Below are 21,443 nucleotides of genomic sequence, written 5' to 3' on the forward strand. Positions count from 1 at the left end.
CGCGATCCTGCCACCCGCCGGCGCCGGCGGGTGGCAGCGACCGCGCCGCCGGGCGTCAGCCCCGGCGCACCGCCCGCACGACCGTGTCCCGGATCGTGATCTCCCGGCCGTCCGGGTCGGTCGCCGTGCGGGGTCGCGCCTCCGCCACCGGCACCTCCCAGCCCGCGGGGTCGAGCGCCGCGACGACGTCCTCGGGGTCGAAGAACAGCTCCGGCAGGTCCGGGCGCCCGATGGTGGTGCGCAGGTCGCTCGCGTGGTGCGCGACGACCAGCAGCGTGCCGCCGGGGGCCACCGCGCGCGCCATCCGGGCGAACGCCACGGCCCGGACCTCCGGCGGCAGGTGCAGGAAGTGCGTCGTCACCAGGTCGTAGGCGCCGTCCCCGGCGTCCCAGGTCGCGATGTCGACCCGCTCCGTCCGGACCCGGTCGGCGACCTCCGGCCCCGCCTCCGCGGCGGCGGCCGTGACCCGGTCGAGCGCGGTCTGCGCGAGGTCGACCGCCGTGACCGCCCAGCCGCGGCCGGCCAGCCAGAGCGCGTCCCCGCCCTCGCCGCACGCGACGTCGAGCGCCCGCCCCGGCGCCAGGTCGGCGACCTCGTCGACCAGCTGCGGGTTCGGCCGGCCGCTCCACACCCGCGGCGCCGAGCGGTACCGGTCCTCCCAGAACTCCCGGTCGTGCCGCACCTCGCCCGGGTCCCCGCCGTGCCCGTGCGCGTGCCCGTGCGTGCCGGCGTCCTCGGCCCCGTCGTGCTGCTGCCCCATGCCCCGCTCCTCCTCGTCGTCCCCGCCGCGGGACCACCCCGCGGCGACCTCGTCGCGCGCGTTCACAGCCCGATCGCCCCGGCGCCCGCGCGGCGCGCGGCCACCTCGCGCTCCGCGCGCCCCGAGAACGGCGCCACCTGCTCCGCCCGGTACCGCGCCACGGCGGCGTCGGCGTCCTCGGCGGCGAGCTCGGCGACCAGCGCGGCCCCCGCGGTGAGCCCGGCCGCCGCGGCGACCTGCACCTGCGCCCGCAGGTCGGTGACGTTGCCCGCGACCCGGACCCCCGGCACGGTCGTCGAGCCGTCGGGCGCAGCGGCGACCCGGGTGCCGATCACGCGGTCGCCCATCGTCACCGGCTCGGTCGGCAGGCCCAGGCCCGCCAGCCCGTCGAGCCGGGCCCCCAGGCCGGTGGCGACGACCACGGCGTCGCACGCCAGCACCGTCCCGGTCGCCAGCCGCACGCCGGTCAGCACGTCGTCCGCCACCTCCAGCCCCGCCACGGGGCCCTCGACCACCCGCACGCCCAGCGCGGCGAGCCGCTCCCAGTCGTCGTCGGACAGCCCGTCCCCGCCAGGCCCGCCGGCGCGGCCCAGGAACAGCGTCACGTCGCCGGTCCAGCCGCGCCACAGCTGTGCCTGGTGCACCGCCACCGGCCCGGACCCGAGGACCGCGACGGCCCGGTCCCGGACCTCCCAGCCGTGGCAGAACGGGCAGTGCAGCACGTCCCGGCCCCAGCGTGCGGCGAGCCCGGGCACGTCCGGCAGCGCGTCGACGAGCCCGGTCGCGACGAGCACCCGGCGCGACCGGACGACGCGGCCGCCCGCGAGCGCCGCGCGGAACCCCTCTCCGTCGCGCCGGACGTCGACGACCCGGTCCTCGACGACCTCGGCGCCGTAGCCCTCGACCTCGGCCCGCCCGCGCGCCAGCAGCTCGGCCGGCGGCAGGCCGTCCAGCCCGAGGTAGGCGTGCATGTGCGCCGCGGGCGCGTTCCGGGGGGCACCGTCGTGCACCACGAGCACGCTGCGCCGCGCGCGGGCCAGGGTGAGCGCGCCGCCCAGCCCCGCCGCGCCGCCGCCGACCACCAGCACGTCGTACCGCTCCGTCACCATCGGGTCCTCCACCCTCTCGTCCGTGGTGACCACCGTGCGCGCGGCGCGACCGGCTTGACAAACATCGTTGCCGGATCGGCAAATGGGGGCATGGTCGAGTCCCGTCGCCCCCGCACCGTCCCGCCGACGCCGCCGCCCGCCGAGGACGCCCCCGCCGACCTGGAGCCCGTCCTCGAGGCCGTCGGCCCCCGGCTGCGCGACCTCCGGCAGCGCCGCGGCGCCACGCTGGCCGACCTGTCCCGCAGCACCGGGATCTCGGTCAGCACGCTGTCGCGCCTGGAGTCCGGGCAGCGCCGCCCCACCCTGGAGCTGCTGCTGCCGCTGGCCCGGGCGCACCAGGTCCCGCTCGACGAGCTGGTCGGCGCCCCCGAGACCGGCGACCCGCGGGTGCACCTGTCCCCCGTCGAGCGGCACGGGGTCACCTTCGTCCCGCTGAGCCGGCGGCAGGGCGGGTTGCAGGCCTACAAGCAGGTGTTCCCAGCGGGGCACAACCCGGGGCCCGTCGACCCCCGCACCCACGAGGGCTACGAGTGGATGTACGTGCTGTCCGGCCGGATGCGGCTGGTGCTCGGCGACCACGACCTGATGATCGAGCCGGGCGAGGCCGTCGAGTTCGACACCCGGATCCCGCACTGGTTCACCAACCCGGGGCCCGGCGCCGCCGAGGTGCTGACGCTCTGGGGGCCGCAGGGCGAGCGCATGCACGTCCGCGCCCGCTCGACCAGGAAGTCCTGACCGCTCCGGTCGAGGTCCCGCGTCAGGCCGCCGCGACCAGCGCCAGCACCGACGCCGCGACGCACAGCGGCGCGAGCCACAGCCCCTGCACCACGAACGCGCGCACCGGCACGTGCACCATCGCCTGCCGGCACCGGCGCCACCACAGCACGGTCGCGAGGGAGGCCCACGGGGTCAGCAGCGGGCCGACGCCCGTGCCGATCAGCACGGCCGCGAGCCGCCGGACGTCCTCGCCGGCGACCGGCTCGAGCAGCAGGTACGCGGGCAGGTTGTTCACCACGTTCGCGACGGCGGCGGACAGCCCGGCGACCCCGAGCAGCGCCCCCGCGTCCGCGCCGGCCGGCGCCGCGTCGAGGACCCAGTCGCCGAGGCCGCGCACGTGCAGGGTCTCGACGACCACGAACAGCGCGCCGACGACGAGGATCATCCGCCACGGCACCAGGTCGCGGGCCCGCCCGGGCACCGGCCGCCGCCGCACCGCGAACGCCACCAGCAGCACGGCCGCCGCCCCCAGCGCCACCGCCCACACCGGCAGCCCGGCGACGAACCCGACCGCCATCACCGCGACCGTGGCCCCGGTCGCGACCAGCAGCGCCCGGTCCGGCGGGACGTACCGCTCGCCCGGCTCGAACCGGCCCCGCAGGTCCCGCCGCCCGCGCACCGCGAGCACCGCGACGGTCACGACGACGGACGCGAGCGCGGGCGCCCACATCACGCCCAGGTAGCCGACGCCCTGCTCCGCGAACCGGTGGTCGGCCAGCAGGTTCGTGAGGTTGGAGACCGGGAGCAGCAGCGACGCGGTGTTCGCCAGCGCCACGACCGTCAGCACCAGCAGCAGCGGCGACGTGCGGGTGCGCCGGGCGAGGGTGATCGCCAGCGGCGTCAGCAGCACGGCCGTGGTGTCGAGCGACAGCAGCACGGTCGACGCGACCGCGATCGCGACCAGCAGCAGCCACAGCAGCCAGCGCCGGCCGCCGGAGGCGCGCGCGGCGGCGTCCGTCGCGACGTCGAACAGCCCGGCCGCCCCGCACAGCTCCGCCACGACGGTCAGCGCCGCGACGAAGAGCAGCACCGGGCCGACGCGCTCCGCGAGCGCCGCCGCGTCCGTCCGCGGCAGGGCGCCCGTGAGCACCGCGGCGGCGGCCGGCACCACGGCCACCGCCCACCACGGGACGGCACGCCGGAGCCTGGGCACGGCGGAACTCTAGGTCCCGGGCCTGTTCCCCGCGCGACGGCGGCCGCCGGGTGGGCGGCGCGGGCGGCCGCGCACCGCCGCCCGCGCCACCGCCGGGGTCAGTCCAGCAGCCCCTGCGCCAGCGCCGGGGCGAGCACGGGCGCGAGCGGCAGCCGCGGGATCAGCGTCGCCTGCACCGCGTGGTAGAGGTCGGCCTTGCCCTCCCAGACCGTGCGCGACACCCGGTTGTCGGTGCCGAGCTCATGCCACCAGGAGCCGCCCTCGTGGTCGAGCAGGTGCTCGGCGGCGTAGTCCCACCAGGTCGCGTACCAGTCGTCGAACCGCTGCTCGCCGGTGGCGGCGTGCAGGGCGGCGGCCGCGGCGATGCCCTCGGCGGCCACCCAGTGCATCCGCTCGCGCACGACCGGCTTCCCGGACCAGTCGACGGTGTAGACGAACCCGGGTGCGCCGTCGACCGACCAGCCCTCGCGGACGGACGCGTCGAACAGCGCCGTGGCGTCCTCGACCATCCAGGCGGGGGCGACGTCGCCGGCCGCGGTGAGCGAGGCCCGGGCGTGCAGGGTGAGCCGCGCCCACTCCAGCCAGTGCCCCACGGTCGCGCCGTACGGCCGGAACGGGTGCGCCGGGGAGTCGGCGTTGTACTCCAGGTCCGCGTTCCACCCGGCGTCGAAGTGCTCGGGGATCCGCCAGGCGTTGTCCCGCGCGAAGCCGTGCACCACGCGGGTGAGGATCCGCACGGCGCGGTCGAGCCACACCCGCTCGCCGGTCACGCCGTGCGCGGCGAGGTACGCCTCGACCGTGTGCATGTTGGCGTTGACGCCGCGGTAGGTGTCGAGCTCGGTGAACGTCCGGTCCCAGGACTCGACGGCCATCCCGGCCTCCTCGTCCCAGAACCGCCGCTCGGAGACGTCGAGCGCCTCGCGCAGCAGCGCCTGGGCGCCGGGCCGGCCCGCCGCGACCGCGGAGGACGTCGCGAGCACGACGAACGCGTGCGGGTACGCCGCCTTCGCGTCGTCGCGCGGAGTCGCGTCGGCGTCCACCTCGGCGTACCAGCCGCCGTGCTCGGCGTCCCGGAACAGCCCGTCGAGCGCGGCCAGGCCGTGGTCGACCAGCGCCGCGGAGCCCGGCCGCCCGAGCAGGTGGGCCAGCGCGTACACGTGCGTCATCCGGCAGGTGATCCACAGCTCGGCGGGCCCCGGCAGCGGCCGGCCCACGTCGTCCAGGCGGAGGAACCCGCCGGACGGGGCGGCGGCGGCCTTCCCGAAGGCGAGCAGGCGGTCGGTCTCGGTCTCGAGCCAGCGGGCGTGCGCGGGCGTCGTCAGCCACGTCATGGGTGTCACCCTAGTCACACCCGGCCCACGGCACCGCCGCGCTCCGGTGCCGCGCGGCACCCACGCCCGGCCCCGCGCGGACCGCCCCGCCAGGCGTCCCCGCAGCGCACGGCGCCGGGACCGACCACGCGGTCGCGAAGTGCACGAACGTGCAGGCCAGGCAGCGCGGGTCCGGTTCGTCCGGGTCGTCCTGGGCCTTTGACACCGCGCCCCTGACGCGACCAGAATCGTCGCGGATTTGACCGGTCAAAGTGGCTCCGTCGGACCCGCACCCCATCCGCACCCCGCCCCGCACGGACGCCACGAGGACCGCCGCATGCCCACCGCCGACGCCCCGCGCGCCGCCGCCGCGCCCGCAGCCGCCGCTGCGCGCGCCGCCGCGGGGGCACGCCCGGCTGCCGCGCGCGCACCGCGGGTGACCATCCGGGCGGTCGCGGAGCACGCCGGGGTCTCGCGGCAGACGGTGTCGAACGCGTTGAACGCCCCGGACCGGCTGTCGCCCGGCACCCTGGAGCGCGTCCGCCGCGCGGTGGCCGCGCTCGGCTACCGACCGGACCACGCCGCCCGGGCCCTGACCTCGCGCCGCTCGGGCCTCATCGGCATCCGGGTCGGGTCGACGGCGCACCGCACGGCGGCGCACCCCGACCGGCTGCTGCACGAGCTCGTCGCGGCGGCCCGGCCGTACGGCTACCGGTTCCTCGCGTTCGACGCCCCGTACGGGGACGACGCCGCGGAGATCGCCGCCTACGGCGAGCTGCTCGCCGCCGGCGACGTGGACGCCGTGGTCGTCGCGGACACCCACCCGGGGGACGCGCGACCGGCCTGGCTGGCGGACCGCGGCGCGGCGTTCGTCGCGCACGGCCGGCCGTGGGGCGACCCCGACGCCGCGCACCCGTGGGTCGACGTCGACGGCGCCCTCGGCGTGCGGCTCGTGGTCGAGCACCTGCGCGCCCGGGGCCACCGCCGGATCGGGTTCGTCGGCTGGCCCGCCGACGGCGCGGGCGGCGACGCCCGGCGGGCGGCCTGGAGCGCGGCGACAGCAGAGGCCGACGGCACCCGCGGACCCGAGGTCACGGCCCGCGAGGACGACCCCGACGCGGCCGCCGCGGTCGTCGCCCCGCTGCTCGGGCGGCCGGACGCCGCCCCGACCGCCCTGGTCTGCGCGTCGGACGCGCTGGCGCTCGGCGCGCTCACCGCGGTCGCGGACGCCGGCGCCACGCCCGGCCGGGACGTCGCGATCACCGGCTACGACGACTCCGACCTGGCCGCGTTCGCGCGCCCGGGGCTGACGAGCGTGCGGCAACCGATCAGACTGGTGGCGCAGACCCTCGTCGAGCAGGTGCTGGACCGGCTCGGCGTCGACCTCGGGCACCGGCCGGCCCCGGCCGGGCTGGTCCCGCCCGAGCTCGTCGTCCGGGCGTCCAGCGCCGGGCCCGCACCGTTCGACGCCGCCCCGGGCCCGGCCGGCGCCCGCGCCACCGCCGCATGACGCACGACCCCGCACCCCCCGCACCCGCACACCACGCCCCTGGGAGCTCCACCGTGGCAACCGCACCCGACCGCCCCACCGCGGTCCTCGACGGCCTCGACGCCGTCCTGTTCGACCTCGACGGGGTCCTCACCCCCACCGCCGTCGTGCACATGCACGCCTGGGCGCGGCTGTTCGCGCCGCTGCTCGACGCCCGCGGGGCCGCGCCGTACACCGACGCGGACTACTTCGCGCACATCGACGGCAAGCCACGCTACGAGGGCGTGCGGTCCCTCCTGGCGTCCCGCGGGATCGAGCTGCCCTGGGGCGACCCGACCGACTCCCCCGACACCGAGACGGTCTGCGGCCTCGGCAACCGGAAGAACGCCGTCTTCACCCAGGTGCTCGAGACCGAGGGCGTCACGCCCTACCCGGGCTCGGTCCGCCTGGTCGACGCGCTGCTCGCGCAGGGCCGGAAGGTCGCCGTGGTGTCGAGCAGCCGGAACGCGGTGCCCGTGCTGGCCGCCGCGGGCCTCACCGACCGGTTCCCGCTCGTCGTCGACGGCCTGGTGGCCGCGGCGCAGGGCCTGGCGGGCAAGCCGGACCCGGCGACGTACCTGTACGCCGCCGAGCAGCTCGGCGTCCCGCGCGAGCGCGCGGTCGTCGTCGAGGACGCCGAGTCCGGCGTCGCCTCCGGCCGTGCCGGGGCGTTCGGGCTCGTGATCGGCGTGGACCGCGGCGCGGGCGCCGACGTGCTGCGCGAGCAGGGGGCAGACCTGGTGGTGGACGACCTCGCGGAGCTCGTCACCCCGACCGACGACACCGACGAGCACGAGAGCACCCTGCCGTGAACCCCACCTCCCTGTTCACCCCGGACCCCCTGGACCGCAACCGGTTCCCGAAGGACGAGTGGCGGCTGCGCGACACGCGCCACGACGCGTCCGACCTGGGCCGGACCGAGACCCTGTTCGCCGTCGGCAACGGGTACCTCGGCATGCGCGGCAACGTCGAGGAGGGCCGGGACAGCCACAGCCACGGCACCTTCATCAACGGGTTCCACGAGACCTGGCCGATCCGGCACGCCGAGGAGGCGTACGGCTTCGCCCGCGTCGGCCAGACGATCGTCAACGTCCCGGACGCCAAGATCATGCGGCTCTACGTGGACGACGAGCCGCTGCTGCTGACGGTCGCGGACCTGCACTCCTACGAGCGCAGCCTCGACTTCCGCAGCGGCGTGCTCGAGCGTGCCCTGGTCTGGCAGACCCCGTCCGGCAAGCGCGTCCAGGTGCGCACCCGGCGCATGGTGTCGTTCGCCGAGCGGCACCTGGCCGTCATGACGTACGAGCTGACGATGCTCGACGCCGACGCCCCGGTCGTGCTCAGCAGCCAGATCCTCAACCGGCAGGACGGCCAGGACGAGTACCACGTCCGCGCCGCCGCGATGGGCGAGGGCTTCGACCCCCGCAAGTCCGAGACGCTGACCGCGCGCGTCCTCGAGCCGAAGACGCACTGGGGCTCCGAGGGCCGGTACGTCATGTCCTACCGGGCCGCCGCGTCCGGCATGACGCTCGCCGTGGCCGCCGACCACGCCATCGAGACGGACAACGCCTACGAGGAGCTGTCGCTCGTCGAGGAGGACCTGGCGAAGCACGTCTACCGGATCGACGCGAAGCAGGGCCAGACGGTCCGGATCACCAAGGTCGTCACCTACCACTCGTCCCGCGGCGTCCCCGCGCGCGAGCTCGCGGACCGCTGCCGCCGGACGCTCGACCGGGCCGAGGCGGCCGGCGTCGACCGGCTGTTCGCCGACCAGCGCGCCTGGCTCGACGACTTCTGGGCGCGCAGCGACGTCGAGGTCCCCGGGCAGCCCGACCTGCAGCAGGCGATCCGGTGGAACCTGTTCCAGCTCGCGCAGGCGACGGCGCGCGCCGAGGGCAACGGCATCGCCGCCAAGGGCCTCACCGGCTCCGGGTACAGCGGGCACTACTTCTGGGACACCGAGGTCTACGTCCTGCCGTTCCTGACCTACACCTCGCCGCGGATCGCGCGGAACGCGCTGCGGTTCCGCTACACGATGCTCGACGCCGCGCGCCGCCGCGCCGCCGAGCTGAACCAGAACGGCGCGCTGTTCCCGTGGCGCACGATCAACGGCGAGGAGGCCTCCGCCTACTACGCGGCCGGCACCGCGCAGTACCACATCGACGCCGACATCGCGCACGCCGTGCGGCAGTACGTCGCGGCGACCGGCGACGACGACTTCCTCGCCCGCGAGGCCGTCGACATCCTGGTGGAGACCGCGCGCATGTGGGCCGACCTGGGCTTCTGGCGCGGGACGAACGGCGACGCGTCGTTCCACATCCACGGCGTCACCGGCCCGGACGAGTACACGACCGTCGTGAACGACAACCTGTTCACCAACGTGATGGCCCGCGCCAACCTGCGCGGCGCCGTCGAGGCCGTGGACCGCCTGGCGCACGAGCACCCGGCCGAGCACGCCGCGCTCGTCGCCCGGCTGCACCTGACCCAGGACGAGCTGGACGAGTGGGCGCACGCCGCCGAGCGGATGCACATCCCGTACGACGAGCGCCTGGGCATCCACCCGCAGGACGCGAACTTCCTCGAGAAGGAGCTCTGGGACCTGGCCAACACCGACCCGGCCAAGCGCCCCCTGCTGCTCTACTACCACCCGCTGGTCATCTACCGGTTCCAGGTGCTCAAGCAGGCGGACGTCGTGCTGGCGCTGTTCCTGCAGGGCGACCAGTTCACCGCCGAGGAGAAGCTGGCCGACTTCGACTACTACGACCCGCTGACCACCGGCGACTCGACGCTGTCCGGCGTCGTGCAGTCGATCGTGGCGTCCGAGGTCGGGTACCAGGAGCTCGCGCTGCGCTACTTCACGTCGGCGCTGTACGTCGACCTGGCCGACCTGCACCACAACACCGCGGACGGCGTGCACGTCGCGTCGGCCGGCGGCGTGTGGAGCGCGCTGGCCTGCGGCTTCGGCGGCATGCGGGACCACGAGGGCGTCGTGTCCCTCGACCCGCGGCTGCCCGAGGTCTGGGACGGGCTGACGTTCCGGCTCACGCTGCGCGGCAGCCGGGTCCGGGTCGACGTCCGGCACACCGAGCTGCGGCTCACCGTCGAGGAGGGCGACGCCGCGGACCTGGTCGTGCGCGGCGAGCCGGTCAAGGTCACCGCGGGCGACCCCGTCGTGCTGCCGCTGGCGCCCGCGCCGCGGCTGATCGGCACCCCGACGGTCCGGGACATCGAGGGGACCCGCCGCGCCGACGGCACCCTGATGACCGCGAGCGTGCCGGACCACCCGACGGTGCTCACGCCGCCGCCGGTCTCGCACGACTGAGCGCGGCGCGGGGCGCTCGCGGGATCAGCCCGTGAGCGCCTCGCGGAGCTGCCGGAGGACCTCGACGTCCTCCGGCTCGTAGCGGAAGTCGGTGACCCGGGCGGCCGGCGCGCGGCGCGGCAGGGCGGGCACCGGACACTCGGCGCCGGGCGCCGCGACGGCATCGGCACCGGTCCCGGTGGGCCCGCCGGGGGCGTCGTCGGCACCGCGCGGCTCGCCGTCCGCGAGCGCCGTGCGGACCAGCCGTCGGACCAGCGCCAGGTTGAGGTCCGGCCCCGCCACCACCACGAGCGTGCCGTGGCCGCCGAGCCGGTGCGCGAGCAGCGTCCGCGCCGGCGACTCGACCAGCAGGCTGCTGCTGTCCCCGGCGAGGTCGCCCCCGTCCCGGGCGACCGCGGCGGCGAGGGCCGCGACCAGCGCCGCGATGCCCGGCTCGGGCGCCGCCACCCCGGGGGCGGCGGCGCCGTCCGGCGCGAGCCAGGAGGCCGCGGCCCCGGGCGGCAGCGCGCGGGTGAGGGTGTCGAGCACCTGCGCGGCGTCCACGCGCACCTCCTGGGTCGTCGGCGGAGCCGGTTCAGCTCTCGATCTCGATGCCGGCCTGGGTCAGGTCGCGCAGCCGCCGACGGGCGAGCGCGAGGTTGCCCCGCTGCCGGTCGAGCACCAGGTACGAGAACAGGCCGGCGTAGCGCGGGTCGTCGCTCAGGGTGATGAGGTGCAGCTCGTCCGACAGCGAGATGAGGATGTCGTCGATGGACTGCCCGCCGCCCAGCTGGTCGATCGCGCGTATCTGCGCGCGCACCACCTCGGTGGCGACGGCCGCGGCGAGCTCGATGTCGAACGGCTTCACGACGGTGGACATGATCGTCATGCCGCTCGTGTAGTCGACGCCCGCGAGCGCGATCGCGCCGTCCAGCGCCATCACCTGGGCCGTTGCTTCCTCCATGCTGATCATGCGTCACTCCTCGTCGTCCGGTGGAACGGGAGCGACGCTGCCACCGGGAGGCACCACCCCAATCGCCGTTCCGCGCCCCCGAACGCGATTCGGGGGCGCGGCGCCGGGTCCGGCTCCGCCTAGAGCTCGACGGACCCGCCGAGAGCGCGCAGCGTGCGCCGCGCGAGCGCGAGGTTGCCGCGCCGGCGGTCGAGGGCGAGGTAGCCGAACACGCCCTGGAGGCGCGGGTGGTCGCACACCAGCGTCAGGTGCAGCTCGTCCTCCAGCGTGACGAGGATGTCCTCGACCGCGCCGCCGCGGCCCATCTGCTCGACCGCGCGCAGCTTGGCGCGGACGAACTCGGTGGCGACGGCCGCGGCGAGCTCGATGTCGTACGGCACCGAGGTGGCGGACGCGAGCACGAGCCCGTTGGTGTGGTCGACGAACGCGAACGCGATCGCGCCGTCGAGGTCCATCAGGTCCTGGGCGACGTCCTGGAGCGTGGGCACGGGGGCCTCCTCGGCTGCGGCCGGCCGGGGGTCCGGCCGCGGGTCGGTGGTCGCGGACGGCGGGGGCCGACGCGCGGTGCGCCGCACGCTACCGACATTCCGACTCGATGTCAGCAACGCTCTGACCAGCAGAGCAAATGCGGGCAATCGATCCCAGATCCGCATTTGTGCGCACTTTCGTGACATATCGCGCGCCGCGCCCAGGCCCGGCGGGCCGCCCGCCGAGGCAGGACCGAGGTCCCCGGGACTCCGGTCCCAGACTTTGTGAAACTTTTCTCGATACCGTTCTGGTCGTGAGGTCGACGGAGCCCTCCGCACCCCAACCCACCACCCTCGGGAGAGTCCCCGTGACCACCACGACGACGAGCACCGACACCGCCGCGGCCATCGACCAGCTGGTCGCCGGCGCGACCAAGGCGCTGGCCGAGTACGCCCGCTTCACCCAGGAGGACGTGGACCGCCTGGTCAAGAAGGCCGCCGTCGCGGCGCTGGACCAGCACGGGCAGCTCGCCGAGCTGGCCGTCGAGGAGACCGGCCGCGGCGTCTTCGAGGACAAGGCCGTCAAGAACATCTTCGCCTGCGAGCACGTCACCAACTCGATGGCGGCGCTCAAGACCGTGGGCGTCATCTCCCGCGACGAGATCAACGGCATCACCGAGATCGCCGAGCCGGTCGGCGTCATCTGCGCCATGACCCCGGTGACCAACCCGACGTCGACGGCCATCTTCAAGGCGCTCATCGCGCTGAAGACCCGCAACCCGATCATCTTCGCGTTCCACCCGAACGCGCAGAAGTCGTCCGTGGCGGCCGCCCGCGTCGTGCGGGACGCCGCGATCGCCGCCGGCGCCCCCGAGCACTGCATCCAGTGGGTCGAGACCCCCTCGATGGAGGCCACCGGCCTGCTGATGAACCACCCCGGCGTCTCGACGATCCTCGCGACCGGCGGCAACGCGATGGTCCGGGCCGCGTACTCCTGCGGCAAGCCGGCCCTCGGCGTCGGCGCGGGCAACGTCCCCGCCTACATCGAGAAGACCGCCAAGCTCAAGCGGGCCGTCAACGACGTGGTGCTGTCCAAGTCCTTCGACAACGGCATGATCTGCGCCTCCGAGCAGGCCGTCATCCTGGACGACGAGATCTACGACGCCGCGCTGGCCGAGTTCGCCGTGCTGCACGCGTACCGCGCCACCAAGAAGGAGAAGGCGCTCCTCGAGAAGTTCATCTTCGGGGTCGAGGCCAAGGGCAAGAACTGCGGCGACGCCAAGCTGAACCCGACCGTCGTCGGCAAGTCCCCGCAGTGGATCGCCGAGCAGGCCGGCTTCACCGTCCCCGCCGACACCTCGATCATCCTGGCCGAGGTCGGCTCGGTCGGCCCGAACGAGCCGCTGACCCGCGAGAAGCTCTGCCCGGTCCTCGCCGTGCTGCGCGCCACCTCGACCGAGCAGGGCATCCAGCTCGCCGAGCAGATGGTCGAGTTCGACGGCCTCGGCCACTCCGCCGCGATCCACACCCAGGACGAGGCGCTCACCGAGGAGTACGGCAACCGGGTCAAGGCGATCCGCGTCATCGCGAACGCGCCCTCCTCGCTCGGCGGCATCGGCGACATCTACAACGCGTTCATCCCGTCGCTGACCCTGGGCTGCGGCTCCTACGGCCACAACTCGGTGTCGAACAACGTCTCGGCGATCAACCTCGTCAACATCAAGCGCGTGGGCCGGAGGAACAACAACTTGCAGTGGTTCAAGGTCCCGGCCAAGACGTACTTCGAGCCGAACGCCATCCGCTACCTGTCCGACATGGCCGACGTCGAGCGCGTCACCATCGTCACCGACGCCACGATGACGACCCTCGGCTTCGTCGACCGGGTCCTCGACGTCCTGCACCGCCGCGGCAACAACGTGTCCGTGCAGATCATCGACCAGGTCGAGCCCGAGCCCAGCGTCAAGACCGTCCAGGCGGGCGCCGCGCAGATGCGCCACTTCCGCCCCGACACGATCATCGCCCTCGGCGGCGGGTCGCCCATGGACGCCGCGAAGGTCATGTGGCTGCTGTACGAGCACCCGGAGATCGTCTTCTCCGACCTCAAGCAGAAGTTCTTCGACGTCCGCAAGCGCGCGTTCAAGTTCCCGACCCTGGGCGAGCTCGCCAAGCTGGTGTGCATCCCGACCACCTCGGGCACCGGCGCGGAGGTCACCCCGTTCGCCGTCATCTCCGACCCCGACGCGGGCAAGAAGTACCCGCTGGCGGACTACGCGCTGACCCCGACGGTCGCGATCATCGACCCGGTCCTCACCTCGAAGATGCCGCGCTCGCTGGCCGCCGACTCCGGGTTCGACGCCCTGACCCACGCCACCGAGGCGTTCGTCGCCGTCTACGCGAACGACTTCACCGACGGCATGGCGCTGCAGGCGATCCGCCTGATCTTCGACAACCTGGCGCAGTCCGTGAACGGCGACCCGGCCGACCCGGCCACCAAGGACGCCCGCGAGAAGATGCACAACGCGGGCACCATCGCCGGCATGGCGTTCGGCAACGCGTTCCTCGGGATCGTGCACGCGATGGCGCACGTCATCGGCTCGACGTTCCACCTGGTGCACGGCCGGACCAACGCCACGCTGCTGCCGCACGTGATCCGGTACAACGGCCAGATCCCGACCAAGCTCACCAGCTGGCCGAAGTACGAGCACTACGTGGCCCCGGAGCGGTTCCAGCAGATCGCCCAGATGCTGGGCCTGCCGGCCGAGACCCCGGAGCAGGGCGTCGAGTCCTACGCCCTGGCGATCGAGGCGCTGCGCGCCAAGGTCGGCATCCCGTCGTCCTTCCAGGCGCAGGGCGTCGACGAGCAGGACTTCCTGTCCCGGCTCGACGAGGTCGCCATGGGTGCGTACGAGGACCAGTGCGCGCCCGCCAACCCCCGCATGCCGATGCGGGCGGACATGAAGGACATCATGACCGCGGCCTACTACGGCACCTCCGTCGCGGAGGTGCGGGGCCGCCGCGAGCAGCAGCAGGGCGCCGAGAGCGCGCCCGCCGGGGCGGGGGCCCCGGCGGAGGCCGACGCCTGAGCGTCCCTCCGACCTGACCCAGGTCGCTGCTCGCCCGAGCGCCCCGCCCGCGACCACCCGTCGCGGGCGGGGCGTTCCTCTGCGTCCGCTCCCAGGTACGGCTGGCACACTGGGCGGTCCACCGACGAGGAGGCCCGCCGATGACCACCCGCCGCACCGCACGTCCCGCCCGCCGCGCCGCGGCCGCCCTGCCGCTCGCGCTCGCCGCCGCGCTCGCGCTCGGCGCCTGCTCCCAGGCCGAGGAGATCGCGTCCCAGGCGCAGTCGGTCGCCGACTCGGCCAGCGAGGCCGCCGGCAACCTGCGCGACCTCGCCGACCAGGTCCGCGAGCGCGTCGAGTCCGCGCAGTCCGCCGTCGACGACGCCCGGGCGCGGCTCCAGGACCTCGACGCGAGCGCGCGCGAGGCCGCGCAGGGCGCGGTCGACCAGTCCTCCACCGCGATCGACGACGCCACCGCGGCGCTCGAGCAGGCCCAGGCCGACGGCACCGCCGCGACCCAGGAGCAGCTCGACTCCGCGCGCTCCGCGCTCGACTCGGCCCGCAGCGCGCTCGACTCGGCGTCCTCGCAGGTCGACGCCACGACGGCCGACGCCCTCGACAAGCTCGCGCAGCAGGTCGAGCAGCTGTCCCAGCAGGTGCAGGAGACCGAGCAGGGCTGAGACCGGCCGCCTGCCGGGGCCGGGTGGCGACCGGGTGACACCCCCACCGGGAAGTCACCCGGGCGAGTCGGCCCCGACGGCTTGAGCCGGCGCGCGTGGTGCCGATCACACAGGCATGACCACGCACCACACGCGCACCCGGACCCGGCACCACGTGCCGTGGTGGGTCGCGTGCGCGTGGGGGTCGCTGGTGCTGCTGGTCCTCGCGGGCCTGGCGGCGGCGTCCGGCGTGCTCTGACGCCCTCGGCACGCACGCGCGGCCGTCGTCACAGGTCGGGAACTCCCTCTGTCGTCTCCGTACCCGCGTCTCTAGGCTCGACGCATGCGCACCGTCACCGCCACGCACGCGTCCCGCCACCTGCCCGGGATGCTCGACGCGGTCGCGCACGGCGAGACGTTCACGATCACGCGGTCCGGCCGGGCGGTGGCCGAGGTCCGATCGGCGGGCAGCACGTCGACGGCCGGCGCGCTGCGTCGGGCGCTCGCCGGCCTACCTCCGCTGGACGACCACCTCGAGGCGGACATCGGCACGGCGACCCGGCTGCTCACCCACGACCCCGTGCCGTGGCGCGACGTCTGATCCTGGACACCGGGGCGCTCATCGCGTTCGAGCGCGGTCGCGCGGGACCGCAGGTCGTCGCGGACGAGGACGACCTGGCGATCGCGGCGGTCACGGTCGCCGAGTTCCGGGTCGGGATCGAGCTGGCGGCCACGGCGGACCGCGCGGAGCGTCGCCGCCGCGTGCTCGCCGCGATCACGGCGACCACCACCGTCCTCGACTACACCGCGCGCACCGCTGTCGAGCACGCACGACTCCTCGCCCACGTGCGCCGGACCGGCGCACCGCGCGGCGCGCACGACCTCATCATCGCGGCGCAGGCGGCCGAGCACGGCCGGGTCGTCGTGACCCCCGACCGGCGGGCGCGCTTCGCCGAGCTCCCTGGCGTCCGCGCCGCCACCCTGTGACGGGCGACCGGTCCGCGGGCACCCGGGCGCCCGGACCGCGGGCCGGACTACCCTCCTCGCGTCCCCTCACGACAGGACCGCGATGACCGGCACGCCCTCCCCCGCCCGCCCCATGACGCCCGGCCGCTGGCGCGACGCCGCCCGGGCCGCCGGGCTGCTCGGCGCGGACGGCGTGCCGCGGCCGACCATCTTCGCCGAGATGTCCGCGCTCGCCGCGCGGACCGGCGCGCTGAACCTCGGGCAGGGGTTCCCGGACGTCGACGGCCCGGAGTCCGTGAAGCGGGTCGCCGCCGAGGCGATCGCCGCCGGGGTGAACCAGTACCCGCCCGGCCCCGGCGTCCCGGAGCTGCGCCGCGCCGTCGCCGAGCACCAGGCGCGGCACTACGGCCTGGCCCCCGACCCGGACACCGAGGTGCTCATCACCACCGGCGCAACCGAGGCGCTGGCGGCCGCGGTGCTCGCGCTGACCGAGCCGGGCGACGAGGTGCTGACCCTCGAGCCGTTCTACGACTCGTACGCCGCGGTGATCGGGCTGGCCGGTGCGCGGCACACCACCGCCCCGCTCGCGGCGACCCCGGACGGGTTCCGGCTGGACGCCGACGCGCTGCGCGCCGCGGTCACCGACCGCACCCGGGTCATCCTGCTCAACACCCCGCACAACCCGACCGGCGCGGTGCTGACCCGCGAGGAGCTCGCGGTGGTCGCGGAGGTCGCCGAGCGGCACGACTGCGTGGTCGTCACGGACGAGGTCTACGAGCACCTCACCTACGACGGCGTCCCGCACGTCCCGTTCGCCACCCTGCCGGGGGCTGCGGAGCGGACGCTCACGATCTCGTCGGCGGGCAAGACGTTCTCGTTCACCGGCTGGAAGATCGGCTGGGTCACCGGGCCGGCGGGGCTGGTGGACGCGGTGCGCGCGGTGAAGCAGTTCCTCACCTACGTGTCGGGCGCGCCGTTCCAGCCCGCGATCGCGCACGCGCTGGACCTGGAGACGACGGACTCCCCCGACGCCGGCTACGTGCGCGGGCTCGCCGCCTCGCTCGCCGGGCGCCGCGACCTGCTGAGCGCCGGGCTGACCGCCGCCGGGTTCGACGTCGTGCGCCCGCAGGGCACGTACTTCGTCGTCGCGGACGCCGCGCGGCTGCTCGCGGGCCCGCTGGCGCGGCACGGCCTGCGCGACGCCGCGGACCTGTGCCGGGCGCTGCCGGGGCTCGTGGGCGTGGTGGGCGTGCCGGTCGGGGCGTTCACGCACGACGGCTCGGCCGCCGACCGTGCGCTCCGCACGGCGGTGCGGTTCACCTACGTCAAGCAGGAGGCGGTGCTGCGCGAGGCGGCGGAGCGCCTGGCGGCCCTGGCGGGCTGACCCGGGCGGCGCGCGGCTCGATCCCCTCCCGATTCTCGCGGGACCACCCGATCGATCGGGGTGCGGCGCGAGGATCGGGTGGGGTCCGGGGACGGAAGAGCCCGGCCCGCCGGCGCTCAGCGGGTGTCGACCGCCGAGCCCAGGCCGCCCTCGGTCCAGCCGCCGCGGCGGTAGGCCGGCGTCGCCAGCGCGAGGACCAGCAGCGCGCCGCCCGCGCCCGCGAGCATGACGGTCGCCATCGCCCAGGCCGACTCGCCGAGCACGCCGACCAGCGGCGCGACGACGCCCGACACGCCGGCCTGCAGCGCGCCGATGAACGCCGCCGCGGTGCCGGCGCGCTCGCCGTGCCGCGACAGCGCGATCGCCGAGGCGTTCGGCGGCGTGAAGTTGACCAGCGACATGGTCAGGAACAGCACGACGAGCAGCGCGGGCAGCCCGCCCGCCCCGGTCAGCGCGAGGACCAGCAGCGTCAGCACCAGGACGAACGACGCCGGCAGCGCGACTCGGATGATCTGGATGGGCGCGTACCGGCGGACCAGCGCGGCGTTCACCTGCGCGCCGCCGACCAGGCCGATGCCGTTGATCGCGAACACCAGCGCGAACTGCCCGGCGGTCAGGCCGAACCCCTCGCGGAGCACGAACGGGGACCCGACGACGTAGCTCATCAGCACCGCCAGCCCGAGGCCGGGCAGCAGCGCCAGCGCGACGAAGTGCCGGTCCCGGAGCAGCACCCGGTACCCGCTCCACACGCCGCGGGCGGACGACAGCCGCCGCTCGCGGGGCAGGGTCTCGGGCAGCCGGAGCAGCACGACCACCCAGAGCCCCGCGCCGTAGATCGCGAGCGCCACGAACACCGCGCGCCAGCCCCACTGGCCGGCGATCAGCCCGCCGACGCTCGGGGCGAACAGCGGGGCCACGCCGATGACCAGCATCAGGCGGGACAGCAGCCGCGACGCGTCCGGGCCGACGAACCGGTCCCGGATCACCGCCATCGCGACCACCGACGCCGACGCGTTGAAGAACCCCTGCACCATGCGCAGCCCGATGAGCGGGATGATCGCCGGCGCGATCGCGCACAGCAGGGACGTGACGACGTGCAGCGCGACGCCGATCAGCACGGGCAGCCGGCGGCCGAACCGGTCGGACAGCGGGCCGATGACCAGCTGCCCGGCGGCGCCGCCGACCAGCATCATCGTCATCGTCAGCTGGGCGGCGGCCGCGCTGGTGTCCAGGTCGCGCGCCACGTCGGGCAGCGACGGCAGGTAGATGTCGGTGGTGATAGCGGGCAGCGCGGTCATCACGCCCAGCAGCAGGACGTACTTGGCGCTGGGCCGGAACGCGGGCGCGGAGGCCGGGGCGGCCGCCGGCGCCGCCGCGGTCGTCGAGGGTCGGGCGGGGGTCGGGACGGGTTCGCCGGTGCTCATCTCGTGCTGCATCGTCGCACGCGCCACGGCCCGGGGCGAATCGATTCGATCCCCGTGCAGGTCACCGTCGCACGGGCCCGTGCACCCGGCGGGTCAGTCCTCCGGGCCCAGCTCCTGGAACACCGTCAGCTGCAGGCCCGCCGCGCCCTCGAGGCGCGCGTTGAGCGAGCGCCACGGCGTCTCGGTCGGCGGCGCGACCAGCTCGGCGCCGCCCTCGTCGACCAGCCGGGCGGTCGTCGCCCGGGTGTCGGCCACCTCGAAGGCGACCCGCACGTGCCGGGCGACCTGGCGGCCGACCTCGACGTCGTCGATCAGCCGCTTCTGCGCGGGGTTCGCGATCTCGAGCGTCGCGCGGCCGGCGTCGAGGATCGCGACGTGCGCACCGTCGCCACCCTCGTAGGCCTCGAGCTGCTCGAGCCCGAGCACGTCGCGGTAGAACGCCAGCGCCGCGTCGTAGTCCTCGGCCTCGACGACGAGCCGGAGCTGGCGCACGGGACGCCCGCCGTCCGCGCCCCCGGCCTCCGGCCCCGCCACCGTCACGCCGTCCGGATCCGGACCGGCGCCAGCGCCCCGATCCCCTCGAGCTCGCGCTCGGGCAACGGCTCCAGCAGCATCCCGGGCGCGTCCAGCAGCAGCCGCGCGGTCGCCGGGTCGGTCAGCACCGTGCTCGGGTCGGCGATGTCGGTGAGCCGCGCCGCCACGTTGACAGACGGCCCGAACACGTCGCCGAACCGGGAGAGCACCCGGCCCCACACGACCCCGACGCGCACGGGCGTGACGCCCCGGGCGCCCTCCGCCAGACCCCCGGCGCCGCGCTCCCGCTCGACGTCCAGGTCCCCGCCGAGCACCCGTGCGAGCTCCAGGGCCACCTTCGCCCCGGTCCGCACGTCGTCGGCCACGAACAGCACCGCGTCCCCGATGGTCTTGACCACGCGGCCGCCGCACTGGGTGACCACGTCCCGCGCCGCGGTCTCGAACCGCTGCACGAAGTCGGACAGGTCGGTGGAGCCCAGGCCGGCGGTGCGGCGGGTGAACGACACCATGTCGGCGAACCCGACGGCCCGCGCGAGCGGCAGCGCGGCGGGGTCGGCCTCCGCCGCCCCCGTCTCGCCGTCCGCGGCGAACTCGACGGCGTACCGCGCCGCGATCGACGCCAGGTGCCGGCGGTAGGAGTGCAGCAGCTGCGCCTCCAGGACGGGCGCGAGCCGCGGCAGCTCCTCGAGGACGGCGCGCCGGGCGGCCGGGTCGTCGAGGTCGCGGCGAGTCGCCATGTCCTCGACCAGGGCCTCGACCTGCCAGAGCGCAAGCCGGTCGCTGGTGTGCCCGAGCGCCCGGGTCAGCGAGATCATCGTGCGGCTGCCGACGTGGTCGTCGCGGAGCAGCGCCGCGACGCGCTCGACCGCCTCGGCGTCCCGGCCGGTGAACGCGACGTCGTCGGCGTCCGGGTGCGGCAGCCCGAGCGTCCGCCAGTACAGCCGCACCAGCTCCAGGTCGAGGCCCGAGCGCGCGGCGAGGTCCCGCAGGGACAGCGTCCGCGGGCCGCCGAGCAGCGCCGCGTCCAGCGCGGCCGCCCGCACCCCGTCCTGCACCTCGTCCGTCACGACTGCGACCCTAGTTCACCGACCGGGCGCACGTGACGCACGTCACCGGCGAGCAGCACCCGCTCGGTCCCGCCGAGGTCCCGGACCACCAGGGCCCCGTCCCGGTCGATCCGCTCGGCCGTCCCGCGGAGCTCCGAGCCGTCCGGCAGCGTGGCGCGGACCGTCCGCCCCAGCGTGAGGCACGCGGCCGCCACGTCCGCGTCCAGGCCCGCCGCCGCGACGTCGCCGCCGCGGTCCTGCCAGCGCTCGAGCACCGCGACGACCTCGCCGACCACGGCGAGCAGCAGCGCGGTCCGGTCGACGCCCGGTGCTCCCGCGACCCGCAGCGACGTCGCGCTCGGCACCGGCAGCTCCTCCGGCACCTGGTCGACGTTGATCCCGATGCCGAGCACCACGGCGTCACCCGCCGGGGCCACCTCGGCGAGCACGCCGACGGCCTTGCGGTGCGTCCCCCAGCCGGGCAGGTCGACCCCGTCCGCGGCCGGCAGCAGCACGTCGTTCGGCCACTTCACCCCGGCCACGAGCCCCGTGGTCGCCCGCACGGCGCGCGCCACCGCCAGCCCCGTCAGCAGCGGCAGCCAGCCCCACCGGTCGCGCGGCACGCCCGGGCGCACCGCGAGCGACAGCGTGAGCGCGGCGCCCGGCGGGGTCGTCCACGCGTGGTCGGCCCGCCCCCGGCCGGCCTGCTGGTGCTCGGCGACGAGCAGCCCCCCGTCCGCCCAGGCGGGGTCCGCGGCGACCCGCGCGAGCAGCTCGGTGCTGGTCGAGCCCGCCGCGGGCAGCACCTCGCACCGGCGGAGCGGCCCGGCGGGGTGCAGCAGCGCGGCGCGCACCTCGGCGACGCGCAGCGGCGCGCGGGCCGGTCCGTCCGGGTTCGTCTCGTCCACGGGTCCATCCTCGCCCGGCGCGCTCGCGGGGGCGTTGTGGCATTCGCACGACCCGGCGCGCGGGAGTCCGTGCCCGTCGCCC

The 21,443-nt window shown here is 75.7% G+C and carries 21 protein-coding genes; 10 read left to right on the forward strand and 11 right to left on the reverse strand.

The features are described from left to right. Positions 1-55 precede the first annotated feature (55 nt). Both J5O08_RS14185 and J5O08_RS14190 read right to left on the reverse strand, forming a co-directional pair. Positions 56-826 (reverse strand): class I SAM-dependent methyltransferase, encoded by a 771-nt coding sequence (locus J5O08_RS14185; RefSeq protein WP_308281627.1) that lies wholly within the window; start codon positions 824-826, stop codon positions 56-58. Beyond that, complete coding sequence (locus J5O08_RS14190) at positions 823-1,869, reverse strand: NAD(P)/FAD-dependent oxidoreductase (protein ID WP_218707539.1); 1,047 nt, start codon at positions 1,867-1,869, stop codon at positions 823-825. The genes J5O08_RS14185 and J5O08_RS14190 overlap by 4 nt, the downstream gene beginning before the upstream one ends. Positions 1,870-1,959: 90 nt before the next feature. Here J5O08_RS14190 and J5O08_RS14195 point away from each other — a divergent pair, with 90 nt between their 5' ends. Then, positions 1,960-2,604 carry a helix-turn-helix domain-containing protein gene (locus tag J5O08_RS14195; protein ID WP_218707540.1) on the forward strand — a complete coding sequence of 215 codons (645 nt, stop codon included), beginning with the start codon at positions 1,960-1,962 and terminating at the stop codon, positions 2,602-2,604. Between the two features lie 22 nt (positions 2,605-2,626). Here the strand turns inward: J5O08_RS14195 and J5O08_RS14200 are convergent, their stop codons facing one another. Both J5O08_RS14200 and J5O08_RS14205 read right to left on the reverse strand, forming a co-directional pair. Beyond that, positions 2,627-3,799 carry an SLC13 family permease gene (locus J5O08_RS14200; RefSeq protein ID WP_218707541.1) on the reverse strand — a complete coding sequence of 391 codons (1,173 nt, stop codon included), beginning with the start codon at positions 3,797-3,799 and terminating at the stop codon, positions 2,627-2,629. Between the two features lie 98 nt (positions 3,800-3,897). Next, a complete protein-coding gene (locus J5O08_RS14205; protein WP_218707542.1) occupies positions 3,898-5,130 on the reverse strand; it encodes an AGE family epimerase/isomerase in 1,233 nt (410 codons plus the stop codon). A gap of 316 nt (positions 5,131-5,446) precedes the next feature. Between J5O08_RS14205 and J5O08_RS14210 the strand changes: the two genes are divergently transcribed. The 3 genes from J5O08_RS14210 to J5O08_RS14220 are packed head-to-tail and all read left to right on the forward strand — an operon-like array spanning position 5,447 to position 9,959. After that, positions 5,447-6,619 carry a LacI family DNA-binding transcriptional regulator gene (locus J5O08_RS14210; RefSeq protein WP_218707543.1) on the forward strand — a complete coding sequence of 391 codons (1,173 nt, stop codon included), beginning with the start codon at positions 5,447-5,449 and terminating at the stop codon, positions 6,617-6,619. A gap of 53 nt (positions 6,620-6,672) precedes the next feature. Continuing rightward, positions 6,673-7,449: an HAD-IA family hydrolase gene (locus J5O08_RS14215; RefSeq protein WP_308281628.1), complete on the forward strand. Its 777-nt coding sequence runs from the start codon at positions 6,673-6,675 to the stop codon at positions 7,447-7,449. After that, positions 7,446-9,959, forward strand: a complete 2,514-nt coding sequence (locus J5O08_RS14220) for a glycosyl hydrolase family 65 protein (RefSeq protein WP_308281629.1) — start codon at positions 7,446-7,448, stop codon at positions 9,957-9,959. Before J5O08_RS14215 ends, J5O08_RS14220 begins: the two co-directional genes overlap by 4 nt. A 24-nt stretch (positions 9,960-9,983) precedes the next feature. Here J5O08_RS14220 and J5O08_RS14225 read toward each other — a convergent pair whose 3' ends face one another. The 3 genes from J5O08_RS14225 to J5O08_RS14235 form a co-directional block, all read right to left on the reverse strand. Further along, the gene (locus J5O08_RS14225; protein WP_218707545.1) at positions 9,984-10,502 is read right to left on the reverse strand and encodes a hypothetical protein; all 519 of its coding nucleotides are present in this window, start codon (positions 10,500-10,502) and stop codon (positions 9,984-9,986) included. Positions 10,503-10,533: 31 nt separating this feature from the next. Further along, positions 10,534-10,911 (reverse strand): hypothetical protein, encoded by a 378-nt coding sequence (locus J5O08_RS14230; protein WP_218707546.1) that lies wholly within the window; start codon positions 10,909-10,911, stop codon positions 10,534-10,536. 119 nt (positions 10,912-11,030) lie between these two features. Continuing rightward, positions 11,031-11,399, reverse strand: coding sequence for a hypothetical protein (locus tag J5O08_RS14235; RefSeq protein ID WP_308160922.1), 369 nt, complete (start codon positions 11,397-11,399; stop codon positions 11,031-11,033). Between the two features lie 347 nt (positions 11,400-11,746). Between J5O08_RS14235 and adhE the strand changes: the two genes are divergently transcribed. From adhE to J5O08_RS14265, 6 genes are all read left to right on the forward strand, one after another. Then, positions 11,747-14,461, forward strand: coding sequence for a bifunctional acetaldehyde-CoA/alcohol dehydrogenase (gene adhE / locus J5O08_RS14240; RefSeq protein ID WP_218707547.1), 2,715 nt, complete (start codon positions 11,747-11,749; stop codon positions 14,459-14,461). Positions 14,462-14,601: 140 nt separating this feature from the next. Further along, complete coding sequence (locus J5O08_RS14245; protein ID WP_218707548.1) at positions 14,602-15,120, forward strand: hypothetical protein; 519 nt, start codon at positions 14,602-14,604, stop codon at positions 15,118-15,120. Positions 15,121-15,235: 115 nt separating this feature from the next. Then, positions 15,236-15,358 carry a molybdopterin oxidoreductase gene (locus tag J5O08_RS14250; RefSeq protein WP_147795895.1) on the forward strand — a complete coding sequence of 41 codons (123 nt, stop codon included), beginning with the start codon at positions 15,236-15,238 and terminating at the stop codon, positions 15,356-15,358. Positions 15,359-15,442: 84 nt separating this feature from the next. Continuing rightward, positions 15,443-15,700, forward strand: coding sequence for a type II toxin-antitoxin system Phd/YefM family antitoxin (locus J5O08_RS14255; protein ID WP_218707550.1), 258 nt, complete (start codon positions 15,443-15,445; stop codon positions 15,698-15,700). Further along, a complete protein-coding gene (locus tag J5O08_RS14260) occupies positions 15,685-16,086 on the forward strand; it encodes a PIN domain-containing protein (RefSeq protein WP_218707551.1) in 402 nt (133 codons plus the stop codon). The genes J5O08_RS14255 and J5O08_RS14260 overlap by 16 nt, the downstream gene beginning before the upstream one ends. Positions 16,087-16,168: 82 nt before the next feature. Next, positions 16,169-17,449 (forward strand): aminotransferase class I/II-fold pyridoxal phosphate-dependent enzyme, encoded by a 1,281-nt coding sequence (locus tag J5O08_RS14265; RefSeq protein WP_255589892.1) that lies wholly within the window; start codon positions 16,169-16,171, stop codon positions 17,447-17,449. 116 nt (positions 17,450-17,565) lie between these two features. Here J5O08_RS14265 and J5O08_RS14270 read toward each other — a convergent pair whose 3' ends face one another. From J5O08_RS14270 to J5O08_RS14285, 4 genes are all read right to left on the reverse strand, one after another. Further along, positions 17,566-18,873 carry a multidrug effflux MFS transporter gene (locus tag J5O08_RS14270; protein ID WP_255589893.1) on the reverse strand — a complete coding sequence of 436 codons (1,308 nt, stop codon included), beginning with the start codon at positions 18,871-18,873 and terminating at the stop codon, positions 17,566-17,568. Between the two features lie 93 nt (positions 18,874-18,966). Further along, entirely contained in the window at positions 18,967-19,413 is a 447-nt protein-coding gene (locus tag J5O08_RS14275; RefSeq protein WP_308281630.1) for a VOC family protein, read from the reverse strand. Beyond that, complete coding sequence (locus tag J5O08_RS14280; protein WP_218707552.1) at positions 19,410-20,474, reverse strand: adenylate/guanylate cyclase domain-containing protein; 1,065 nt, start codon at positions 20,472-20,474, stop codon at positions 19,410-19,412. Before J5O08_RS14280 ends, J5O08_RS14275 begins: the two co-directional genes overlap by 4 nt. Next, positions 20,471-21,361, reverse strand: coding sequence for a biotin--[acetyl-CoA-carboxylase] ligase (locus J5O08_RS14285; protein WP_218707553.1), 891 nt, complete (start codon positions 21,359-21,361; stop codon positions 20,471-20,473). The genes J5O08_RS14280 and J5O08_RS14285 overlap by 4 nt, the downstream gene beginning before the upstream one ends. Positions 21,362-21,443: the final 82 nt, after the last annotated feature.

The organism is Cellulomonas sp. PS-H5 (genome assembly GCF_019265565.1).
Lineage (GTDB): Bacteria > Actinomycetota > Actinomycetes > Actinomycetales > Cellulomonadaceae > Cellulomonas.

Coding starts and splice junctions, on each gene's coding strand:
- J5O08_RS14190 (WP_218707539.1), bottom strand. CDS start 1,869: ATGGTGACGGAGCGGTACGACGTGCTGGTGGTCGGCGGCGGCGCGGCG.
- J5O08_RS14195 (WP_218707540.1), top strand. CDS start 1,960: ATGGTCGAGTCCCGTCGCCCCCGCACCGTCCCGCCGACGCCGCCGCCC.
- J5O08_RS14205 (WP_218707542.1), bottom strand. CDS start 5,130: ATGACGTGGCTGACGACGCCCGCGCACGCCCGCTGGCTCGAGACCGAG.
- J5O08_RS14210 (WP_218707543.1), top strand. CDS start 5,447: ATGCCCACCGCCGACGCCCCGCGCGCCGCCGCCGCGCCCGCAGCCGCC.
- J5O08_RS14230 (WP_218707546.1), bottom strand. CDS start 10,911: ATGATCAGCATGGAGGAAGCAACGGCCCAGGTGATGGCGCTGGACGGC.
- J5O08_RS14245 (WP_218707548.1), top strand. CDS start 14,602: ATGACCACCCGCCGCACCGCACGTCCCGCCCGCCGCGCCGCGGCCGCC.
- J5O08_RS14250 (WP_147795895.1), top strand. CDS start 15,236: ATGACCACGCACCACACGCGCACCCGGACCCGGCACCACGTGCCGTGG.
- J5O08_RS14255 (WP_218707550.1), top strand. CDS start 15,443: ATGCGCACCGTCACCGCCACGCACGCGTCCCGCCACCTGCCCGGGATG.
- J5O08_RS14265 (WP_255589892.1), top strand. CDS start 16,169: ATGACCGGCACGCCCTCCCCCGCCCGCCCCATGACGCCCGGCCGCTGG.
- J5O08_RS14270 (WP_255589893.1), bottom strand. CDS start 18,873: ATGAGCACCGGCGAACCCGTCCCGACCCCCGCCCGACCCTCGACGACC.